The sequence below is a fragment of the Coprococcus sp. HCN-4056 genome, from assembly GCF_037892645.1.
In the GTDB taxonomy this organism is placed as follows: Bacteria; Bacillota; Clostridia; order Lachnospirales; family Lachnospiraceae; genus Coprococcus; species Coprococcus ammoniilyticus.
In genome coordinates, this window is the sequence record NZ_JBBKBL010000001.1 from 358931 (window position 1) to 378125 (window position 19195).

At 43.1% G+C, this 19195-nt stretch carries 14 protein-coding genes and 1 tRNA gene; 12 read left to right on the top strand and 3 right to left on the bottom strand.

The genetic code is table 11. The features are described 5' to 3' along the window. Nucleotides 1–199 precede the first annotated feature (199 nt). From WKT03_RS01510 to WKT03_RS01525, 4 genes are all read left to right on the top strand, one after another. The gene (locus WKT03_RS01510; protein ID WP_340390812.1) at nt 200–1312 is read left to right on the top strand and encodes an FtsX-like permease family protein; all 1113 of its coding nucleotides are present in this window, start codon (nt 200–202) and stop codon (nt 1310–1312) included. 215 nt (nt 1313–1527) lie between these two features. Beyond that, the gene (locus WKT03_RS01515; protein WP_340390813.1) at nt 1528–2535 is read left to right on the top strand and encodes an ABC transporter permease; all 1008 of its coding nucleotides are present in this window, start codon (nt 1528–1530) and stop codon (nt 2533–2535) included. A 1-nt stretch (nt 2536) separates the two neighbouring features. Then, nucleotides 2537–3214, top strand: coding sequence for an ABC transporter ATP-binding protein (locus WKT03_RS01520; protein WP_340390814.1), 678 nt, complete (start codon nt 2537–2539; stop codon nt 3212–3214). A gap of 51 nt (nt 3215–3265) precedes the next feature. Continuing rightward, on the top strand, nt 3266–3673 hold the full coding sequence (locus WKT03_RS01525) for a type II toxin-antitoxin system HicB family antitoxin (RefSeq protein ID WP_242996048.1): 408 nt from the start codon (nt 3266–3268) through the stop codon (nt 3671–3673). Nucleotides 3674–3885: 212 nt separating this feature from the next. On the opposite strand, the gene WKT03_RS01530 is transcribed toward WKT03_RS01525, so the two are convergent. Then, nucleotides 3886–4083, bottom strand: a complete 198-nt coding sequence (locus WKT03_RS01530; protein WP_147340896.1) for a hypothetical protein — start codon at nt 4081–4083, stop codon at nt 3886–3888. A gap of 291 nt (nt 4084–4374) precedes the next feature. Further along, nucleotides 4375–4448: transfer RNA gene (locus WKT03_RS01535), tRNA-Pro, on the bottom strand. An 838-nt stretch (nt 4449–5286) separates the two neighbouring features. Here WKT03_RS01535 and WKT03_RS01540 point away from each other — a divergent pair. The 3 genes from WKT03_RS01540 (at nt 5287) to WKT03_RS01550 (ending at nt 10038) form a co-directional block, all read left to right on the top strand. Continuing rightward, nucleotides 5287–7728 (top strand): LuxR C-terminal-related transcriptional regulator, encoded by a 2442-nt coding sequence (locus WKT03_RS01540; RefSeq protein WP_340390815.1) that lies wholly within the window; start codon nt 5287–5289, stop codon nt 7726–7728. Nucleotides 7729–7901: 173 nt separating this feature from the next. Next, nucleotides 7902–8105, top strand: a complete 204-nt coding sequence (locus WKT03_RS01545) for a helix-turn-helix domain-containing protein (RefSeq protein WP_021944353.1) — start codon at nt 7902–7904, stop codon at nt 8103–8105. Nucleotides 8106–8235: 130 nt separating this feature from the next. Beyond that, nucleotides 8236–10038, top strand: coding sequence for a bifunctional homocysteine S-methyltransferase/methylenetetrahydrofolate reductase (locus tag WKT03_RS01550; protein ID WP_340390816.1), 1803 nt, complete (start codon nt 8236–8238; stop codon nt 10036–10038). Here the strand turns inward: WKT03_RS01550 and WKT03_RS01555 are convergent. After that, nucleotides 10001–11365: an MATE family efflux transporter gene (locus WKT03_RS01555; protein WP_117808127.1), complete on the bottom strand. Its 1365-nt coding sequence runs from the start codon at nt 11363–11365 to the stop codon at nt 10001–10003. The genes WKT03_RS01550 and WKT03_RS01555 overlap by 38 nt on opposite strands. Nucleotides 11366–11641: 276 nt before the next feature. On the opposite strand from WKT03_RS01555, the gene WKT03_RS01560 reads away from it, so the two are divergent. The 5 genes from WKT03_RS01560 (at nt 11642) to WKT03_RS01580 (ending at nt 19180) form a co-directional block, all read left to right on the top strand. Next, nucleotides 11642–12925: a L,D-transpeptidase family protein gene (locus WKT03_RS01560; RefSeq protein ID WP_117807799.1), complete on the top strand. Its 1284-nt coding sequence runs from the start codon at nt 11642–11644 to the stop codon at nt 12923–12925. A 129-nt stretch (nt 12926–13054) separates the two neighbouring features. Next, nucleotides 13055–14281 carry a GTPase HflX gene (hflX, locus tag WKT03_RS01565; protein WP_117808126.1) on the top strand — a complete coding sequence of 409 codons (1227 nt, stop codon included), beginning with the start codon at nt 13055–13057 and terminating at the stop codon, nt 14279–14281. Between the two features lie 151 nt (nt 14282–14432). Beyond that, nucleotides 14433–16736, top strand: a complete 2304-nt coding sequence (locus tag WKT03_RS01570) for a hypothetical protein (RefSeq protein ID WP_118663532.1) — start codon at nt 14433–14435, stop codon at nt 16734–16736. A gap of 32 nt (nt 16737–16768) precedes the next feature. After that, nucleotides 16769–17536, top strand: a complete 768-nt coding sequence (aroD, locus tag WKT03_RS01575; protein WP_021944359.1) for a type I 3-dehydroquinate dehydratase — start codon at nt 16769–16771, stop codon at nt 17534–17536. Nucleotides 17537–17638: 102 nt separating this feature from the next. Next, complete coding sequence (locus tag WKT03_RS01580) at nt 17639–19180, top strand: aminotransferase class I/II-fold pyridoxal phosphate-dependent enzyme (RefSeq protein WP_182429549.1); 1542 nt, start codon at nt 17639–17641, stop codon at nt 19178–19180. The last annotated feature ends 15 nt before the right edge of the window (nt 19181–19195 follow it).

A 19195-nucleotide genomic window follows, 5' to 3' on the forward strand; every position in this document is an offset into this window, starting at 1 on the left:
AAGACTATAATTTCATTTCCGTATGTTGTTTGCATCCGGCAGGATGTTGTTTGCGCCGGCGTGCCTTGAACAGGGGAATGTAGATGGTATGATGATGAAAAATCATTTACTTGCAAGGGATGATCTTTCAGGTGTACGGGGTGAGAGGTGGCTGCAAAATCATTTACTTGCATGGTTATTTAGGAAGGAGGGCATATCTATGATATTCGGACATGTATTAAAGAAACACATAAGCATGAATCCTGTCATATCCGGGTTGTTATTGTCAGGCGTTGTCATATGTGTATATTGCATCAGTATCATGCTGGGGTTGGCAGTTGGACAATATCAGTTGGCTACCTGCAGCAATACGGAAGCATCTCTGACGATCGATATAGACGGGAAAAACGGTGTAAATATGGATGAGTTGTCTGCATATCTGAACAGCATCTCAAAAAAAGGAATGGTAAATGTATTATATTTCACAAGATTGGAAAGTAAAAAAATATTGGTAGGCTGGGATGGAACAAAAGGAAACAATTGGTTTCCAATCACTTCAGGAAATTTTTTTAACAAAGAGGAACAGGTAGCAGGTGAATATGTTGGTTTTGTATCTGATAATATGAAAAATGCAATAGCCGGAAGCGGAAGTTTTGAGGCAGGAGAGCATACATATGAAGTAATTGGTATGGGCTGGATCGTTCCATGGTCTTTCGCTTCAGCCAGATCATCACAGTCACAGATCGACATTTTAGGGGAAGAAGCCGGTGAGAAAATGCAATATATGTTGATCCCATATAAATGTTATAAAGAAGAATTTCAACCGGAACAGATACTGGCGCAATTCAATTATGCATCTTATGAGGATTTGCAGAAATATGCAGAAAAAATACAGGATATGTTTCCATCGATGCAGGTATATTTACCCGATAGCAATTCCGATGATGTGCTGGAAGAAGGACGGACGCAATATGAAATACTTGCATTTCTTTTGTGTATGATCGCCGGGATAACAGTGATCAGACTCATGGCAGAGTGGATCACAACTTATAAAAAAGAGATCACCGTTTTGTGGTTGTGCGGGATGCCAAAAGTACGGTGCATGTTATTGATATATGGACACTGGCTTTTATATTATGGCGTTGGCAGTATCATTGCGATTATTCTGCAATATCTTACATTTCCATTACTTCAATATGTCTATGGAAATGCATTCCCAATGTCTGACAGCCTGATATATATATTAGCTGTTATGTTTGGATTTTCGATATTATGTACGTTAAGACCAATGGGAAAAGTCGTTCGTTTATATACAAAGGGGGAGATCGTATGAATTTTCTTCGGATATGCAGGTATTTATATACAAAAAGGTTATGGGGGGAGTTTGTTTTATTTGTTCAATTAATATGTATGTTAGAAATGTCGTTTGTTGTATTAAAACCGGTTGATTCATATTTAATGGAGAAAAAACAATTAAGGGCGGCATATGTATCAGACCTCGATTCTATGGTGCATTTTAGTAAAAATAATTTGATATATGAACAAGAGATGAAAGGAAATAGAGCTGCGGCAAAAGAGATTTATGAGCTGCTGCGGGAGTCGGACGGTGTGAAAAAAGTAGATCGTTGTGCATTTGAAAATGGTACTTATATGCAGACGGATGGGAAGATGAGCAGTGCAAATCTGGTTTTATATTCGAGTGAAATGTTAGATGTTATCCGGTTAAATACGGAATCGGCGGCGTTGAAAAATGTATCGGAAGGATATGTTCCGATATTGGTCAGCAGTTCTATGGCAGAGGAATTACCGGTTGGAACAAAGACAGAAATCAATCTTGCTTTTGATGATACGATAAAAATACCGTGTGAGGTGGCAGGTATCTTACAGGAAGACAGTGCGGTTCCTGTGGTTTTCAGTTATGGAGATATCATGGAACTGGGAGATATGGCAGTTCCGTCGAAAGATTTATCGGAATACAGATTTATTGTATTTGGCAAGGCTATGGATGAATTATTTGCTCGTTTGACAAATGTTAATTTCCTGATAGAACCGGATGAACATATATCGGGAGAAAATCTGGCAACCTCTTTGCAAAGCAAAATGAGAAATTATGGAACTTTAAATACTTATCGGACGATAGCAGCAGGAGCTTTTAAGAATATGCTGAAAGAAAATGCATGGTATGTGCTTGCATTTGCTTTATTGACCTTGATCGCAGTATTTGGATATGGCGGGTATCTGTATCTTATGATCGCACAGAAGAAAAATGAGTTTGCAGTATTTTATATATTAGGAATGACAAGAAAGAAGATGATAGCGGTTATTTTCTCATCCGGTGCAATTTTGCTGGCAGTGTCATTTGGAATAGCGGCACTTTTATATCCATGGTTTACAAAAACGGTATTAAAAATACAGGAGAGTTACGGATACACAGGGATATTTAGTTATGGATTTTCAGCAGGTGTGCTTTTGTTCATTCTGCTATTGAGCATATGGATGGGATTCCGGCAAACCGGAAAACAGGCAGAGATCGAATTATTAAAGGGTGGTGACTGATATGATCGAATTAGAAAAGATTGAAAAAATATATAATGCAGGAAAAGCAACCGAGACGCATGCATTAAAGGATATTAATCTGAGAATAGAAGAGGGGGATATGGTTGCCATTACCGGACCTTCCGGTTCCGGAAAATCAACTCTGCTGCATATTATTGCAGGAATTGATTCGCCGAGTTCAGGGGAATATCGTTTTTGTGGGAAACTGGTTTCTGATATGTCTGATAAAGAAAGATGCAGAATACGCAATCAAAAGATAGGGATGATCATGCAGGATTTTGGACTTCTTGGAAACGATACAGTTCTGCGGAATGTATGTCTGCCCGAAGTGATCGGAGGACGATATAATCGCAAATTTGAAAATAAAGCAAAGAAAATATTGTCGGCTGTCGGGCTTTCAGGGTTAGAGCAAAAAAAGACAAATCAGTTATCCGGTGGACAAAGACAGAGGGTTGCGATCGCCAGAGCATTGGTAATGGATGCAAAAGTAATCATTGCAGATGAACCGACAGGAGCGTTAGATTCTGAAAATACCGATAGTCTTATGGATTTATTGTTGGAACTAAACAGACAGGGGATAACGATCATTATCGTATCGCATGATCCAAAGGTTGCGATGCGGTGTCCGATCCGGTACAGGATAGAGGATGGAAGAATTGAACGAACGAAAATATATTAACATTACACAATTGTTGTGTATAAATAATATTATAAGGAGGGATAATACTGGGTGAAAAGATCGGATTTAATTAGACAACTTGAGGCAATAAGGATGAGAAATGTATATCCAGTTTATTTTACAAAGACAGAAAAAAATATATTAGTTGAAGTTCCAGATTTCGATATTTTGACAGAGGGAAGGGATATGAACGAAGCCATTGATATGGCTCGTGATGCTATTGAATTGAAATGTATATCCATGGAGGATGATAAAGAGGATATTCCTGATCCATCCAGAATAACAGAGTTAGATATTAGTAGTGGAACATTTGCTGAAGAAGGTGAGACCATTGTTTCTTTTGTGGATGTTGATTCGGCAGAATATAGACGAAAAATTGATACAAGAACTGTTAGAAGAAATGTAGCGCTTCCAAGCTGGTTAAATTATGAAGCGGGTTATTTTGCGCACTGTATATAATTTGAGCAAAAAATACTTTGCGTACTGTATATAGTTTCAGAAATTTACTTCAACACCGTTTCCGTTTTGGGCAGAAGAAGTGACGGTTGCATTTTTGATCGTAACAGTTGCACCATCCACCCGGAGAGCGTTCTCATCATCGCCGGTAGAGGTATAAGATTCGTTGCTGTAGGTTCCGGCGGAATCAATCGTATTTGCGCTATTACACTGAGTTACTTCGCTTGAACCGCCAAATCCACTGCCGAGCTGACCTGCGTTGTCACCATCCGGCTTATCAGGAGGAGTGCCATTGGAATCTTCCGGTGCATTGTCGTCGTCCGGTTTTTTCGGTGGAGTACCATTCGAATCGGATGGAGCGTTCTGGTCTCCAGACTGACCGGAAGAAGCGTCAGATGCTGTTGAACTATCATCCGTGGATGCAACAGCTTCTGTTGTTAAAAATTCGCTTACCTGTATGTGCGGTTATAAAACAATCCGTTTCTTGTGTTGAAATACAAAAATGGAAGGATACATTACTATTATGCAGCAAGCCTTTTCTAACGCCGGTTCTTAGTGAGCCGCCAAAGGCGGGGAACTTAGCACCGTTGCGTTAGAATAGAGTGCAAACGTCTTGCGTAATAATGGGTAATGTGTTCTTCCATTTTTAAGATTTGGAAAAACGGATTGTTTTATAACTGTGCGTAAAAAAGAGCACAAAAAAATCGGCGCGACAGGATTTGAACCTGCGACCTCTTCGTCCCGAACGAAGCGCTCTACCAAGCTGAGCCACGCGCCGAAAGAAAATCCATACTCAAATGTATGGTTCCCAACACCTGTATTAGTATAAATATTTCTCCTGAAAAAAGCAAGTGTTTTGTTAGAAAGAATTAAAAATTATAAAAAAGCGTGCAACACTAGCCGTTTGTCCAGTGTACAGTGTACCAAAACAAGTGATATAATGAGTGAATAACCCCGGCAAGCAATTACACAGCATGCCTGCTAGCAGGCATGCTGTGTAATTATTTGCCGGGCAAACAGACATGAGCAAGAAGGGCGAAAGTCCGGAATGCGAATGCCTGTGGCGATTTCGGGAGTTCGAAGAACGGAGAAATCGCAGATATTCACGGAGAAGAAATATGCAAATGACAGCATGCCTGCTAGCAGGCGAAGCTGTGTAATTATTTGCCGGGCAAACAGACATGAGCAAGAAGGACGAAAGTCCGGAATGCGAATGCCTGTGGCGATTTCAGGAGTTCGAAGAACGGAGAAATCGTAGTTATTCACGGAGAAGAAATAAGCGAATGACAGCATGCCTGCTAGCAGGCATGCTGTGTAATTATTTGCCGGGCAAACAGACATGAGCAAGAAGGGCGAAAGTCCGGAATGCGAATGCCTGTGGCGATTTCGGGAGTTCGAAGAACGGAGAAATCGCAGATATTCACGGAGAAGAAATATGCAAATGACAGCATGCCTGCTAGCAGGCGAAGCTGTGTAATTATTTGCCGGGCAAACAGACATGAGCAAGAAGGACGAAAGTCCGGAATGCGAATGCCTGTGGCGATTTCGGGAGTTCGAAGAACGGAGAAATCGCAGATATTCACGGAGAAGAAGGAACAAACGAAAGGACAGCGGTTATGAACGGAACAAGATTAATAGAAAAAGACTGTTATATCAAACCGAAAAAAGCGTGGCGGTTATTAAAGACAGCAGATGATGAGAATGTAACCGCGTACATATATGGAGTCAGTGGAACAGGAAAAAGCACCCTGATCACTCGCTATCTTGGAAAGAGAAAATACAAAATGCTTCATGCAGGAACGATAACACTGGAGGAACTTCAGATTCCGGAAGGAGCGGTGCGGAAGATCATAGTGATCGATGATCTGCATGAGTTGATCTGGGAAGAAGATGATGCAATCCAGGATGCTATTTTCCGGTTGATCGTGAGGGAAGATGTCTGGGTGATCTTGTCAGGACGATGCCCGGTTCCGCCGTGGCTTACCACGATCCGGTTTCGGGAAGGCTTCTATATCATAGATGAAACCATGCTTATTATGGACATGCAGGCTATATTAAAATATGTGGAACAGACACAGATGGTTTTAACAGAAGCCCAGAAGCAGCGTCTGTCACGCGAAACCGGAGGTATGGCATTTGCATTGTGCGTGGCAATGTCCATGTATTATGAACTGGGATATACAAATGGACTGACTGATTCAGAGTATGATGAATATTCCAGAAAAGTAACAGAGCAGATGTGGAATTATCTGGAATTTCATGTATACGACAAGTGGGATATCCGTATGCAGGAATTCTTGATGAAGATATCGATCGTGGATACATTTACGGTTCGTCTGGCAGAGATGATCACAGGAACAAATGATGCAGAAAATCTGATCGAACATGCAAGATGGATGGGTAATTTCTTAGATGAACAGATGGGAGCAAACGGAGAAAAAATCTATAAGCTTCGAGATCATATGCGGTTATCCATGCAGCGCAGGATGCACAGAAAGTACACAAAGGAACAGATAAAAAATGTATATGAAAATGCCGGACTGTTCTATCAGTTAGCTGGTGATCCAATGCAGGCACTTACAATGTATGAGAAAGCAGGTTCAACAGAACGGATGCTTTCTATCCTGATCGACAATGCAAGAAAATCACCAAACAGCGCATATTTTTATGAATTGAAGCAATATTATCTCGCACTGCCGGAAGAGAGCGTGAAAAAAAGTCCGGAGCTTATGTGTGGCATGAGTATGCTGCAATCGCTATTGCTGAATCCGGAAGAAAGTGAACGGTGGTATCAGGAACTGCGGGCATATGCAGACAGTCATCAGGGCAGTAGCCGGAGAATCGCAAAAAATAATCTGTTGTATCTGGAGATCGGATTGCCGCACAGAGGTTCTGTGGATATGGTCAATATTATGAAGCAGGCATACCGGCTGGTATTTGACCGGCAGGCAACGCTTGGAGAATTATCAGTTACATCCAACCAGCCATCGATGATGAACGGCGGCAAGGATTTCTGTGAATGGAGTAAAAAAGACCGCGAACTGGCAGGCAAGATAGGTAAGCTTGTGGAATTTGTTCTTGGCAAATACGGCAAAGGGTTGGTCAATCTGGCATTGGCAGAGAGCTTTTTTGAAAAAGGCGAAGACAATTACGAGGTTGCTGTCCTTGCAAATAAAGGACGGATGCAGGCAGAAGCAGGCGGCAAGATCGAGCAGTGCTTTGTAGCAGATGGAATCCTGGCATGGCTGCATATCATAAATGGAAAAGTTCAGGAGGCGGAAGAGATTCTGCGCAGCTTTTATGAAAAAGCAGAAAAGGAAGGTGCAGAAAAGCTACTTCCGAATATACAGGCATTTCTGATCCGGTGTGCATTGTACAAGGGCGAGTGGTCAGAAGTGAACCGATGGATGGAACAGACGGCAGATGAAAATGTGGAATTTTCGATCTATGAGCGTTTCTTATATATAACGAAGGTGCGGGTATATATCCAGCGTGGAAAATATGATCAGGCATATAATCTGCTAGTAAAGCTGCAATATTATGCAGATGTCATGAAGCGTACTTATATCCGGATAGAATGTAATCTGTTGATGGCGGTTACTTTGTACCGGATGGGAAATGATGACTGGAAAGTGGTTCTTCAGAAAGGTCTTGCAGAAGCGGAAGAGTACCATTTTGTAAGGGTGATATCCAGAGAAGGAGCGGCTATATATCCATTGCTACAGGCATTTCCGGATGACGAGGGTAAGGCAGAGGAGGATGCAGAACTGGTGAAAACACACCGCCAGTATTACAGACAGGTAATGAAGGAAACGGAGAATGTTGCAAAGTCGTATCCGGGGTATCTCAAAGCAGGAAAGGCTGAGGTCCGGTTAAATGAAACCGGTATCCGTATCATTAAACTTCTGGCAGAAGGATATTCCAGAATACAGGTTGCAGAGCAGCTCGATATGACGGAAGCAAATGTAAAATATCATATGGCACAGGCGTATAAAAAGTTAGGTGTAAAAGATAAAGCTGGTGCAGTACTGGAAGCAAAAAACAGACAGTTGATCTGACTCTGATAAGGGAGTCTGGGTTCAATATATTCCTGAAACGACTAAAAAACGGTAAAATAAGACAGAAAACGGGACATTTTTGCAGGGACTATTGCAAATTGACCGGTATTTTTGTAAACTGATGCTGTATTGGTTTTGGGGACGAATACAAATGGGTTAAGGAGGAAACAAGAATGGATGAGAGAGAAGTATATGGAAATGAAGTCCGGAAACTTCGAGACAGTATGGGAATGAACCGTAAAAAGTTCTGTGACTATTATGGAATTCCATATCGTACCGTGCAGGATTGGGAGGCAGGAAAAAGAAAGATGCCATCCTATGTGCTTCGGATGATGAAGTACGTTGCTGAAAAAGAGCAGATGATAAAGGTATCATAATGTTCTGATTAAATGAAATGATCTGTAGGCAGGATAGTCAGAAATGACAGACTTGCATGCAGATCATTTTTTGATTTATAATGTTGTGCAAGTCGGATTTTGAAACGAACAAGGAGATAAGCAGATTTTTATGAAATTAAAGGAATACATACAGACAAAACGTATCATTGCAGATGGAGCGTTTGGTACTTATTATATATCGTTATATGGGGATGGGAGCAGGGCAGAAAATGGTGCAGGACTTTCCAATCTTCCGGAGCTTGCTAATATAAAAGCGCCGGAGCGTGTTATCGGGATCCATACAGAATATATAGAGGCCGGCGCACAGTTTGTCCGGACGAATACATTTGCATCAAATACAAAGAGTCTTTCTGCTGATATGGAAAAAGTGAAAGAGAATATCCGTGCAGCGGTTATGTGTGCAAAAATGGCAGCGGGCAAAGTGGATCGGGAAATTTATCTTGCAGGTGATATCGGACCGATTCCTGTCGAAGGTATGCTGCATTCTGACCGGCTGACACAGGAATATATTGCGATTGGAGAAACATTGCTCAGTCAGGGAATCGATATCCTGTTATTTGAGACCTTCCCGGAGCTCGAAACGATCCTTCCGGCGGTTACATATCTGAAAGAAAACCATGACTGTACGATCCTGGTACATTTCAGCGTGAATCAGTTTGGTTACAGCAATACAGGGCTGTCTGCAAAACGTCTGATCGCAGAGGCAAATGCCTGCCCGTATATTGATGGTACCGGTTTAAACTGTGGTGTCGGTCCCGGACATATGGAGAAGCTGATCCGGAAGATCGTACCGGACGATACGACATTTCTGTCGGTGTTTCCAAATTCCGGATACCCGAAGTATCTGAACAATCGTCTGACATTCACAGATAATGCAGAATATTTTACTGAGAAGATGGAAGAGATCGCAGCTCTTGATGTCGGTATCTTTGGCGGCTGCTGCGGTACAACACCGGAGTATATCCGAAGGATCGCAGCAGGCATATCAGCCGATCATCCGGTTAGGAAAACAGAAACAGAGGCAGAGAAGATTACTGTCTCTGAGCATCCGGCATATGGATTTATGGAACGCCGGGTGAAAGAGCCTGCCCACAAACTGATCGCAGTTGAACTGGTGCCACCATTGAATGCAAATGATGAAAAGCTATTAGATGCGGCGCATATATTAAAAAATGCAGAGGTCGATGTTGTAACTTTCCCGGATTCCCCATCCGGAAGAACCAGAGCGGATTCCGTATTGATGGCAGAGAAGATCAGGCTGGAGACCGGATTATGTGTAATGCCGCATATCTGCTGTCGGGATAAGAATGCGATTGCGATCCGTTCTACGATCCTTGGTTCAAGTCTGAACCACATCACGAACTTCCTTTTGCTGACAGGGGATCCGGTTCCGGTACTGTTCCGTCAGACAACAAAGAGTGTATTTAACTTTGATTCGGTTGGAATGATGAAGATTGTTCAGGAGATGAACAGTGATACATTTACCGACCATCCGGTTACCTATGGCGGGGCGATCAATCACAACCGGATGAATACCAAGGCAGAAACAGAACGGATCAGAAGAAAAATGGCAGCGGGAGCGACCTTCTTTATGACACAGCCGATCTTTTCAGCCGAGCAGGCAGATGTTATAAGGAAGATGAAAAAAGAAACCGGGGCAACGATCCTGGTTGGATTGATGCCCCTTGTCAGCCGCAAAAATGCGGTATTTATGAAAAACGAAATGACCGGTATTGAGATACCGGATACGATCATAGAACGATACCGGGAAGATATGAGCCGGGAAGAAGGAGAAGCCTGTGGTGTCCAGATCGCCAGAGAATTCATGGCGGTGACAGATGATTTTGCAGACGGATATTATTTCTCATTCCCATTTAATCGTGTTCATATGCTGAAGAAGATCCTAAAATAGAAGCAAACATTTTCTCCGGAGGATTGGACAGGTACATGATCGTAAGCATGAGCGTGCAGGCTGCCCAGATGATCGGTTCTGTGATCGCAACACCGAGATAGCCAAGTGCAGGAGCAAGGAACAGAACAGCAAGGATTTTTCCTACCATTTCCATGGTACTGGAAAGAACCGGTACGATCTTTCTTCCCATACCCTGCATTGCACAGCGGAGAACAAATAAAGGCCCAAGGACATAGAAGCAGCAGACGCTGATCCTTATATACATAACTGCCGGATCGATGACTGCCGGGTCATTTGTTCCTGCGATCAGCCGGATCAGAAGCGGGGAAGCAGGGAATCCGATCAGAATGATGATCGTGGTTGCGATCGTATTGATAATGATGCCGGCACGGACACCTGTTTTTACACGGTCGATCCGCTTTGCACCCAGGTTCTGGCTGACAAATGTTGTAACTGCATTTCCGATGATATAGAGAACGACATCCAGAATGTCGAAGATCTTTCTGGCAGCCGTATGTGCGGTAATGATATTTGTTCCTAATTTATTGATCGAGCTTTGTAAGGTGACAGTACCGAAATTAACGATGCAGCTCATGAAGCCCATAGCCAGAGCGGACTGTACCAGATCATTAAAATCTGCACGGGCAACACGGAATTCGTCTTTTTCCGGAATCAGAAAACGACACTTTGTAAATATATAGATAAAACATGCAATTCCTGCGACTGCCTGCGAGATGACAGTTGCGATGGCAGCACCAGCAACGCCTGACTGGAAGACCTGAATGAACAGCAGATCCAGACCGATATTTAATACAACGGATATGCTCAGGAAGATAAGCGGTGTTTTGCTGTCACCGACAGCACGCAGCAGATTTGCACCAAAATTATAAACAGCGGAGAAGATCAGTCCGGCTAAAATATATTTGACGTAGTTGTCAGCCATATGTATAATTTCCTCAGGTGTATCAAGAAGCACCAAAAGGTCATAGATAAACAGTAATCCTACGATGGTAAGTACAATGGCGGAGACAAGTGTGAGAATGGCAGAAACACCGATGCATTTTCTCATATTTTTCTTATCCTGCGCACCAAAATATCGGGCAATCGGTATGGACAGACCCAGAGTGGCACTGTTTAAGAAGCCGATCAGGGTGTTGGAAATAACACTGGTCGCTCCAACTGCGGCAAGTGCTTCCGGATTGATACAGTTTCCGACGATAGCGGAGTCACAGAAGTTATAAAGCTGCTGTGCGATCTGACCTAGGATCATTGGAAGAGCGTAGAGCCAGATTACTTTTATTGGTTTTCCTTCGGTTAAATCTTTCATATATATAAACGGCAGCATTTAAAATTGCTGCATCCTCCTTTCTGCTTTATAGAATTATATACATTTTTGTAAAAGTGTAAATAGCTTATACGGCAAAAAGGTATGGAGAAAATGATTGAGGTAATTTAGTGAAAATGACGGTTTGCGGAAGAAAATGATTTCTGATGCAGGAAAATAAATGCGCAGCAAAACCGGGTAACCGGATATGTAAGATAAATTTAGATTTGATAAAATAGTTATATGCTAGAATAAAATAACTGGAAGGTCTGGTCACATATGAAGAAAAAAGGCTTTTTATTTTTTGTAGTCTATATTCTGGTACTGGTGGGTATCGGAGTGATGGCTGTTACAAGAGCAGGAGAAACAAGCAGAAGAAAGATATCCATATATAAAGAGGCAACACCGGAGGATGGAACCGGGCAGGGAACAGAGACCTTGCAGGAGGTACTTCATCTGACAAGAGAGGCAGAGATCCTTGAAGTTGCAGAGCTTCCGCAGAAACAGGAATATAATGGTCTGCGGTTGGATGATAACGGGATGCCTTATGCGATCAGGATCAACCGGACACTGAATATCGTAACGGTATACAGTCTGGATGATGAGGGATATTATACAGTGCCGGTAAGAGCAATGCGGTGCTCGATCTCACTGGATGATACAACACCGGTCGGATTGTTTACGACGACAGAGAAGCGTCTGGAATGGGCATTTCTGCAGGGAAATGTATATGGACAATATGCATATCAGATTCATGGAGGAATTTATTTCCATTCTGTGCCATATACAGAAAATAAACATGATAAGCTGGAAACATGGGAATATAACAAGCTTGGTGAGGGTGCATCCCTTGGCTGTATCCGGTTATGTGTGGCAGATGTCAAGTGGATCTATGAGAACTGTCTGCCGGGGACACAGGTTTATCTGTTTAACAGTGACTATCCGGGACCGCTTGGCAGACCGCAGCAGCCATATACATTTGCAGATGTGTCTGAAACCGGATGGGATCCGACAGATACGGCAGATGGCAGCCCGTATGAAGGAACGGCAGCGATCTATGGCGCAGAGGATCATACGATCAAGATTGGTGAACCGTTTGACAGCAGAACAGGTGTCATGGCATTTTCATCGGACAGACAGAATGTAACAGACCGGCTTATGGTAGATGGTACGGTGGATAATCAGATACCGGGGGAATATAAGTTAGCGTATTCTTTCTATGACAATGGAAAGAAAATAGAGCGGGATATATTTATCCGGGTTGTTGATACAGAAGCTCCGGTTATTACGATGCTGCCAGACCGGTTATATCTGGCCGGATATCATGGAGATAAAGAAGAACTGGCAGACCTGATCGCCAGAAATATTACTGCTTATGACAATGAGAAACAGATCATCCAATACAGATGGACACCAGAGAAGGATACAACAGAGGATGCAGAGCTTGTTATAGATCTTTCCAGGGTGGAGGATATACCGGGAAGCTATGAGATATCCTGTTACGCAGAAGATGCGGCAGGCAACCGATCCGAAAGTTATACAATATGGATCGAACTGGAATAAACAATGGTTGAAGATATCCTGATATAAAGGAGAGAAGCATAATTGGAGATTAAGTCAGAAAATGAACAGAAACCCGGCTACGAGGTTCTGGCGGAAACAGAGGAACGGGTTATCCTGTTTGCTGCAGCGATGGATGGTGTGGAGGTTTCTGAAACAGAAAAGTCGCTGGACGAACTGGAGGAGCTGTTAAAGACAGCAGGAGCACAGTCGGTTGGACGTCTGATCCAGAGCAGGGACCGGGCAGCCAGTGACCTGTATCTTGGAAGAGGAAAGGTAGAAGAGCTTCGGAGCATGATCGCAATGTATGATGCGACCGGAGTGGTGTGTGACGATGAGCTGTCGCCGGCACAGTTGATGAATCTGCAGGATGCATTGGAGATCAAGGTTATGGATCGTACAATGGTCATCCTTGATATATTTGCGGCACATGCAGGCAGTTATGAAGGCAAGCTGCAGGTCGAGCTTGCACAGTTGAAGTTCCGTGCGACCAGACTGGTCGGAATGAGGGATTCCCTGTCACGTCTGGGTGGCGGAATTGGAACCAGAGGACCTGGTGAGAAAAAGCTGGAGATTGACCGAAGAGTGATCAGAGACCGTATATCCAAGCTGAAAGCGGATCTGCGGCAGGTGGAAAACCGACGGACGGAACAGCGAAAGCAGAGAAGCCGGACCGGAATCCCGGTTATCAGCATCGTAGGATATACGAATGCAGGAAAATCCACCCTGTTGAACAAACTGACGGATGCCGGAGTGTTGGAGGAAGATAAGCTATTTGCAACACTGGATCCTGCAACAAGGAATGCGGAGCTTCCGGCGGGGCAGCAGGTGTTATTTACGGATACAGTCGGATTCATCCGAAAACTTCCGCATCATCTGGTAGAGGCATTCAAGTCAACACTGGAAGAAGCCAGATACAGTGATGTGATCCTTCATGTGGTGGATGCATCGGATCCGAACTGGGATGATCATGTTGCTACAGTATATACAACGCTCAGACAGTTGAATATTGATGACGAGAAAGGCCGGCCGGTGATCACGGTATTTAACAAGATCGATAAGCTGCCGGAGGATGCCGATCAGTCATCGATCAAGGATCTGAGAGCGGATCGTATGGTTTATATGTCGGCAAGAACCGGAGCAGGTATACCGGAGCTGTTGTCGGTGATCGAAGAAGTTCTCCGGGATCAGAAAACCTATATCCGCCATACATTTTCCTATCAGGAAGCGGGAAAACCGGGGCTTATCCGAAAATATGGCGAAATGATCACAGAAGAATATCTGGAGGATGGCATTTTCGTGGAGGCGTATGTTCCGAAGAGCCTGATCGGGCAGCTTGGCTTGTCTGATGAGGATTAAAGGAATATAGAGGTATTAAAAGTAAATTAAAATCAGGCAAATGCTTTGACAAATCCGGAGATATCTACTAATGTAAGATTTGTCAGGGCTTAAGACAAATATAAACAGAAAGCTGATTTCTGTAACATATTTATTATGAAAGGAAAGACAAATGGACGAAAATAATATGAATCAGGGATTTCCAGAAAATCCAGACGGTTATCAGGCAGCTCCGAATAATGGGGAATATGCCAATTACAACGCAGATCCAAATGGGAATGCATATGGCGGTTACAACGCAGATCCAAATGGAAATGCATATGGCGGTTATAATGCGGATCCGAATATGGGTGGCTATGCAGACTATAATGCAGACGCAGGCAATGGCGGTTATGTACAGCCGGAAATGAATGCATATGGAGATCAGGTTCCATATCAGGTTCCTGCACCAAAGAAGAAAAAAGGCGGCAAGATCGCATTGATCTCACTTATCGCAGTGGTATTAGTTGCTGCAATTGTTGCTGTTGTATTCTTCCTTGTAAGAAAAACACCGGAAGAAGTGATCAAGAGTTCGATCAAGAAAACAATTACTGATACGGTAGATAAATCTCCGGTGGAGGAGGCAACCGGTATTTCAGAATTCAGTGATGACAAGATGGATTTTGATGTCAATATGACAGTCAATAGTATCTATCAGATGGATGGTATCGCAGGATCTAATCTGGATCTGAATGGTGCATTTGAGAAGCAGAGTGACAATTCATATAATATGAATCTGAATGGTTCTCTTTCGATCGCAGATCAGGCATTATCCGCAAGTGTGTATTGTGTTGACCGGGTGATCTATTTTGAATTGCCGGAATTATACAATGATGTGTTTAAGATGGATCTGGCATCTATGATGGATGCACTTGATACATCTGATCTTGATACAGATACACAGAATAAAGTGAAGGAGCTGTATGAGAAATATATGACTCCTGCAAATGAGGATCTTAAGAAGGCAATTTCTTTTGATAAGGTCGGAAATGCAACAGTAGAGAATCACAATGGAGATTCTGTTTCCTGTAAACAGTATACAGTTACACTTCCAACTGCAGATGTAAAGGCATATGTTACCGCATTATGTAATTATCTGAATGCATATGCATCTGAATTTATAACAGATGAGCAGCTTGAGTCTGCTGACATAACAAGATCAGATCTTGCACAGATATTTAATTATGTACCAACCTATTATGGTATGCTGTTCTCAAGAGATTTTGTATTAAATGTATATGTAAAGCATAATGAAGTTGTTAAACTGGGTATGGATTACAAGTTTACTGTACTTAATGCGGAGGCCTCACTGGCAGTTGACTTTATGGGTACAGACAGTCCGGCTGATGATATCTATGCAGCACTTTCTGTTACAAAGGATGAAGAAGAACTTGCATCTGTTACGATCAGTGACAAGAGTGAGAATGGCAAGGGTTCATATACAAAGAAGCTGGAAGAGACAGTTGTTGTAAATGGAGAAACGACCGCAACCCTTACACAGAACAGTTCATTTGTAAAATCAACAAATGCATTTGAGAGCCATATGACAGTTTCAGCAGCAGAACAGCCTGTATTTGCTTATGATCTGACAGGAAGCCTGAAGGATATCAACAAAGGAAAGTCTTATACAGTTGCTATAGATTCCCTGAAGGTAACAAACGGTGATTCTACTGTATATGCAGATTTGAGCGGGGAGATTAAATTAGGTGATCTTGGTACTGAGATTAAGACACCGGATTCTTCCAAGAATGTGATCGATTATACAGAAATGACAGATGATTACATGCAGAATAATATGAACACAGACAATCTGGAAAAGATCGTATCTGCATGGAAAAAGGCACTTGGTTCATCAGCAGATATAAAGGATGATATCAGTCTTGGAGATCTGACATCTTCTGATATTGATCTTGGAGATATCTCAGACATTGAGGATGATTCTGAGATGGTCGTAGACAGTGCTGATATTGATGATCAGGACTATTCCGGCATCAAGATGTCAGGCGACAGCTATACGATCGCGATCAAGGATCCGTCCGGCTATGACCGTGGATATGCAGATGATTCTGAAGTTGATATTTACAATGATAAGTACAATGTATACTACACACTGACACCGGACTGTGATAAAGAAAAAGAATGCGAGAACTTTGAAGCATATTTTGATTATCTTGGAGAAGATGGCAAAGTAGTTGATAAGAAGATGGAGCAGGTTACAGGTGCAAATGGCCAGACACTGGACTGCTATGTAATAAATTCAGAAGTTTACGGAACAAATATCCGTGATTATTATTACTTCTATCCTGTCAACGACAAGGATTACCTGGTTGTAAATGTCAATGTATGGGCAGACGGAGAAGGCGAAGAAGTAAAGGCAGATATAACAGCCATAGCAGATGAGCTTGTAAATGATCAGGTCATTGATATACAGAAATAGCAGGAGAAAAGAATTCCGGGAGCACAGATGATATGAATGTAGTAGAAGTGAAAAGGGTAAGGATCGGTGAGGGCGCAACTAAGATCTGCGTACCGATGGTTGCACCGACAGACTATGATGTAGATGCGCAGATCCGTACGATCAAAAGATCTAAGACAGATCTGGTAGAATTCCGGGCAGACTGCTTTGAGGACTGTCTGGATATGGATATATTAACAAAGACGCTGGAAAAGATTCAGGATAAGTTATCTGAGTTCCCGATCATTTTCACATTTCGTACCAGAAGTGAAGGCGGCAGTCATGATATTACACCGGATCAGTACCGGGAAATGCTTCTGCATGTGATCAAAAGCGGATATGCGGATCTGATCGATGTAGAATATTTCTATGATATTCCATTCGTGACGGAAGTGATCGAGACAGCACATGCACATGGCGTAAAGGTTATCGTATCGAATCATGATTTTAAGACTACGCTACCGATGGAGCAGATCGTAAACCGGTTTAAAGATATGATCAATACCGGAACAGATATTGCAAAGATTGCAATGATGCCGGAAGATGGCTCGCAGGTTGTTGATATGATGCAGGCTGCAAAGGAGCTTCAGGAATCTGGAAATCAGACACCATTGATCGTTATTTCGATGGGTGAGCTTGGTGTATCCACAAGAACGACCGGAGAAATGTACGGAAATTGTATCTCATTCGCAACTGCGGGAATCCCTTCTGCACCGGGGCAGATCGATGTAGAAGCACTTCGCAGTCAGCTGGAAATGATACATAATATAATTGGCAGCTAAAGATGAAGGATGGAGACTGGATGGTTTTATTTGCAGAGAACAGGGATTTTTTTGCAGATAAGATTCTCCGGTCTTTCTTCTTATAGAACAGGAGAGATCAGCTTGAAAGAATATATTAATCAATATCTGGACAGATACAGGAAAGGGGATTATTACCCATGGCATATGCCGGGACATAAAAGGCAGGATGTATTTAAAGATGATTTCTGGGAAAATATGTTTCTCCGGGATTTTACGGAAGCAGAAGGGCTGGACGATCTTCATGAACCGGAGCTGTTCATGAAGGACAGTCTGGAGCAGATGCGGCGGTTTTATGGTACGGAGAAAACCTATATGATGGTAAATGGAGCCACCGGGGGCATCCTGACAGCCCTGTATGCCTGTGCACCGGAGGGGGCATCTGTGTTGATGGGACGGAATTGTCACAAATCGGTTTGCCATGCAGTCAGTCTTCTGAATCTGAAGCCGGAATATGTCGTACCGGAGTTGCTGCCGGGAACGGATATATTTGCAGATATCACACCGGAACAGATGGAACAGGCATTAAATGAACTAAAAAAAACGGATAGGCTGCCGGCTGTGGTTGTTATCACATCCCCAACGTACGAGGGCGTGATATCAGATATCTGTGGGATTAAAAATGTGCTTGAGCCATATAATATTCCATTGATCGTAGATGAGGCACATGGAGCACATCTCCCGTTTTTGCCGAAACGAAATCTGTCAGCGGTCGCAGCAGGAGCAGATCTGGTCATACAGAGTACGCATAAGACGCTTCCTTCACTGACACAGACAGCACTTCTTCATGTGAACCGGAAGGAGCTGGTTCCGAAGGTGGAGCGGTATTTGCATATTTTTCAGACATCATCACCCTCTTATCTGTTCACACAGAGCATGGAGAAAGCAGTCGTATATGCGGGGAATCATCCGGAAGTATTTGATGCATATAGAAAACGACTAAAGCATTTTCGAAAAAAATGTAAGGAACTAAGGCATATCAGACTGTTACAACCGAAGCAGACATGTTATGCTTATGATAAAGGTAAGCTTGTGTTTACTGTATCAGGTGTGCACCCGGCAGAACCGGGAACGGACAGCCGAAACGACATTCCGGCTACAGGACCGTGGCTTGCGCATGTATTAGCGGCGGAATATCAGCAGGTGGTTGAGATGGCAGGAACGCATCATGTGATCCTGATGACCTCATTTGCAGATAAGAAAAAGGCATTTGAGCATCTCTATGAGATATTGAAACATATAGATTCGGAGCTGACAGAAGCAGCGGATAAAGCAGGAAGAAATGCAGATCAGATGAACCATGCAGATTCCATGTCGGTGCTACCGGATATGGAGAATGCCGTTTTATGTAGTACAGGGTTTCATCTGCCGGAGCAGGTTATGACGCCGGGAGCAGCGTGGAGACTGGATAGCAGCAGAGAGAAGCTGGCAGAGGCGGAAGGAAGCATAGCGGCAGATTATGTATATGCATATCCACCTGGAATTGCAGTTATAACACCGGGCGAGAAGATCGACGGGCAGGTGATCCGGGATATTACGCAGATGGTGGAAACTGGTCTGAATATGATCGGAGTCGAATATCAGACGGATGGGATCTATATTCCGGTTACAGAACCTGTGCGGTAAAGAAAACATCAAAAG

What these genes read in the sequence shown, in the direction of transcription:
- hflX (WP_117808126.1), top strand. Translation starts at nt 13,055, where the DNA reads ATGGATGGTGTGGAGGTTTCTGAAACAGAAAAGTCGCTGGACGAACTG.
- aroD (WP_021944359.1), top strand. Translation starts at nt 16,769, where the DNA reads ATGAATGTAGTAGAAGTGAAAAGGGTAAGGATCGGTGAGGGCGCAACT.
- WKT03_RS01570 (WP_118663532.1), top strand. Translation starts at nt 14,433, where the DNA reads ATGGACGAAAATAATATGAATCAGGGATTTCCAGAAAATCCAGACGGT.
- WKT03_RS01510 (WP_340390812.1), top strand. Translation starts at nt 200, where the DNA reads ATGATATTCGGACATGTATTAAAGAAACACATAAGCATGAATCCTGTC.
- WKT03_RS01515 (WP_340390813.1), top strand. Translation starts at nt 1,528, where the DNA reads ATGAAAGGAAATAGAGCTGCGGCAAAAGAGATTTATGAGCTGCTGCGG.
- WKT03_RS01545 (WP_021944353.1), top strand. Translation starts at nt 7,902, where the DNA reads ATGGATGAGAGAGAAGTATATGGAAATGAAGTCCGGAAACTTCGAGAC.
- WKT03_RS01560 (WP_117807799.1), top strand. Translation starts at nt 11,642, where the DNA reads ATGAAGAAAAAAGGCTTTTTATTTTTTGTAGTCTATATTCTGGTACTG.
- WKT03_RS01520 (WP_340390814.1), top strand. Translation starts at nt 2,537, where the DNA reads ATGATCGAATTAGAAAAGATTGAAAAAATATATAATGCAGGAAAAGCA.
- WKT03_RS01550 (WP_340390816.1), top strand. Translation starts at nt 8,236, where the DNA reads ATGAAATTAAAGGAATACATACAGACAAAACGTATCATTGCAGATGGA.
- WKT03_RS01540 (WP_340390815.1), top strand. Translation starts at nt 5,287, where the DNA reads ATGAACGGAACAAGATTAATAGAAAAAGACTGTTATATCAAACCGAAA.
- WKT03_RS01530 (WP_147340896.1), bottom strand. Translation starts at nt 4,083, where the DNA reads ATGATAGTTCAACAGCATCTGACGCTTCTTCCGGTCAGTCTGGAGACC.
- WKT03_RS01555 (WP_117808127.1), bottom strand. Translation starts at nt 11,365, where the DNA reads ATGAAAGATTTAACCGAAGGAAAACCAATAAAAGTAATCTGGCTCTAC.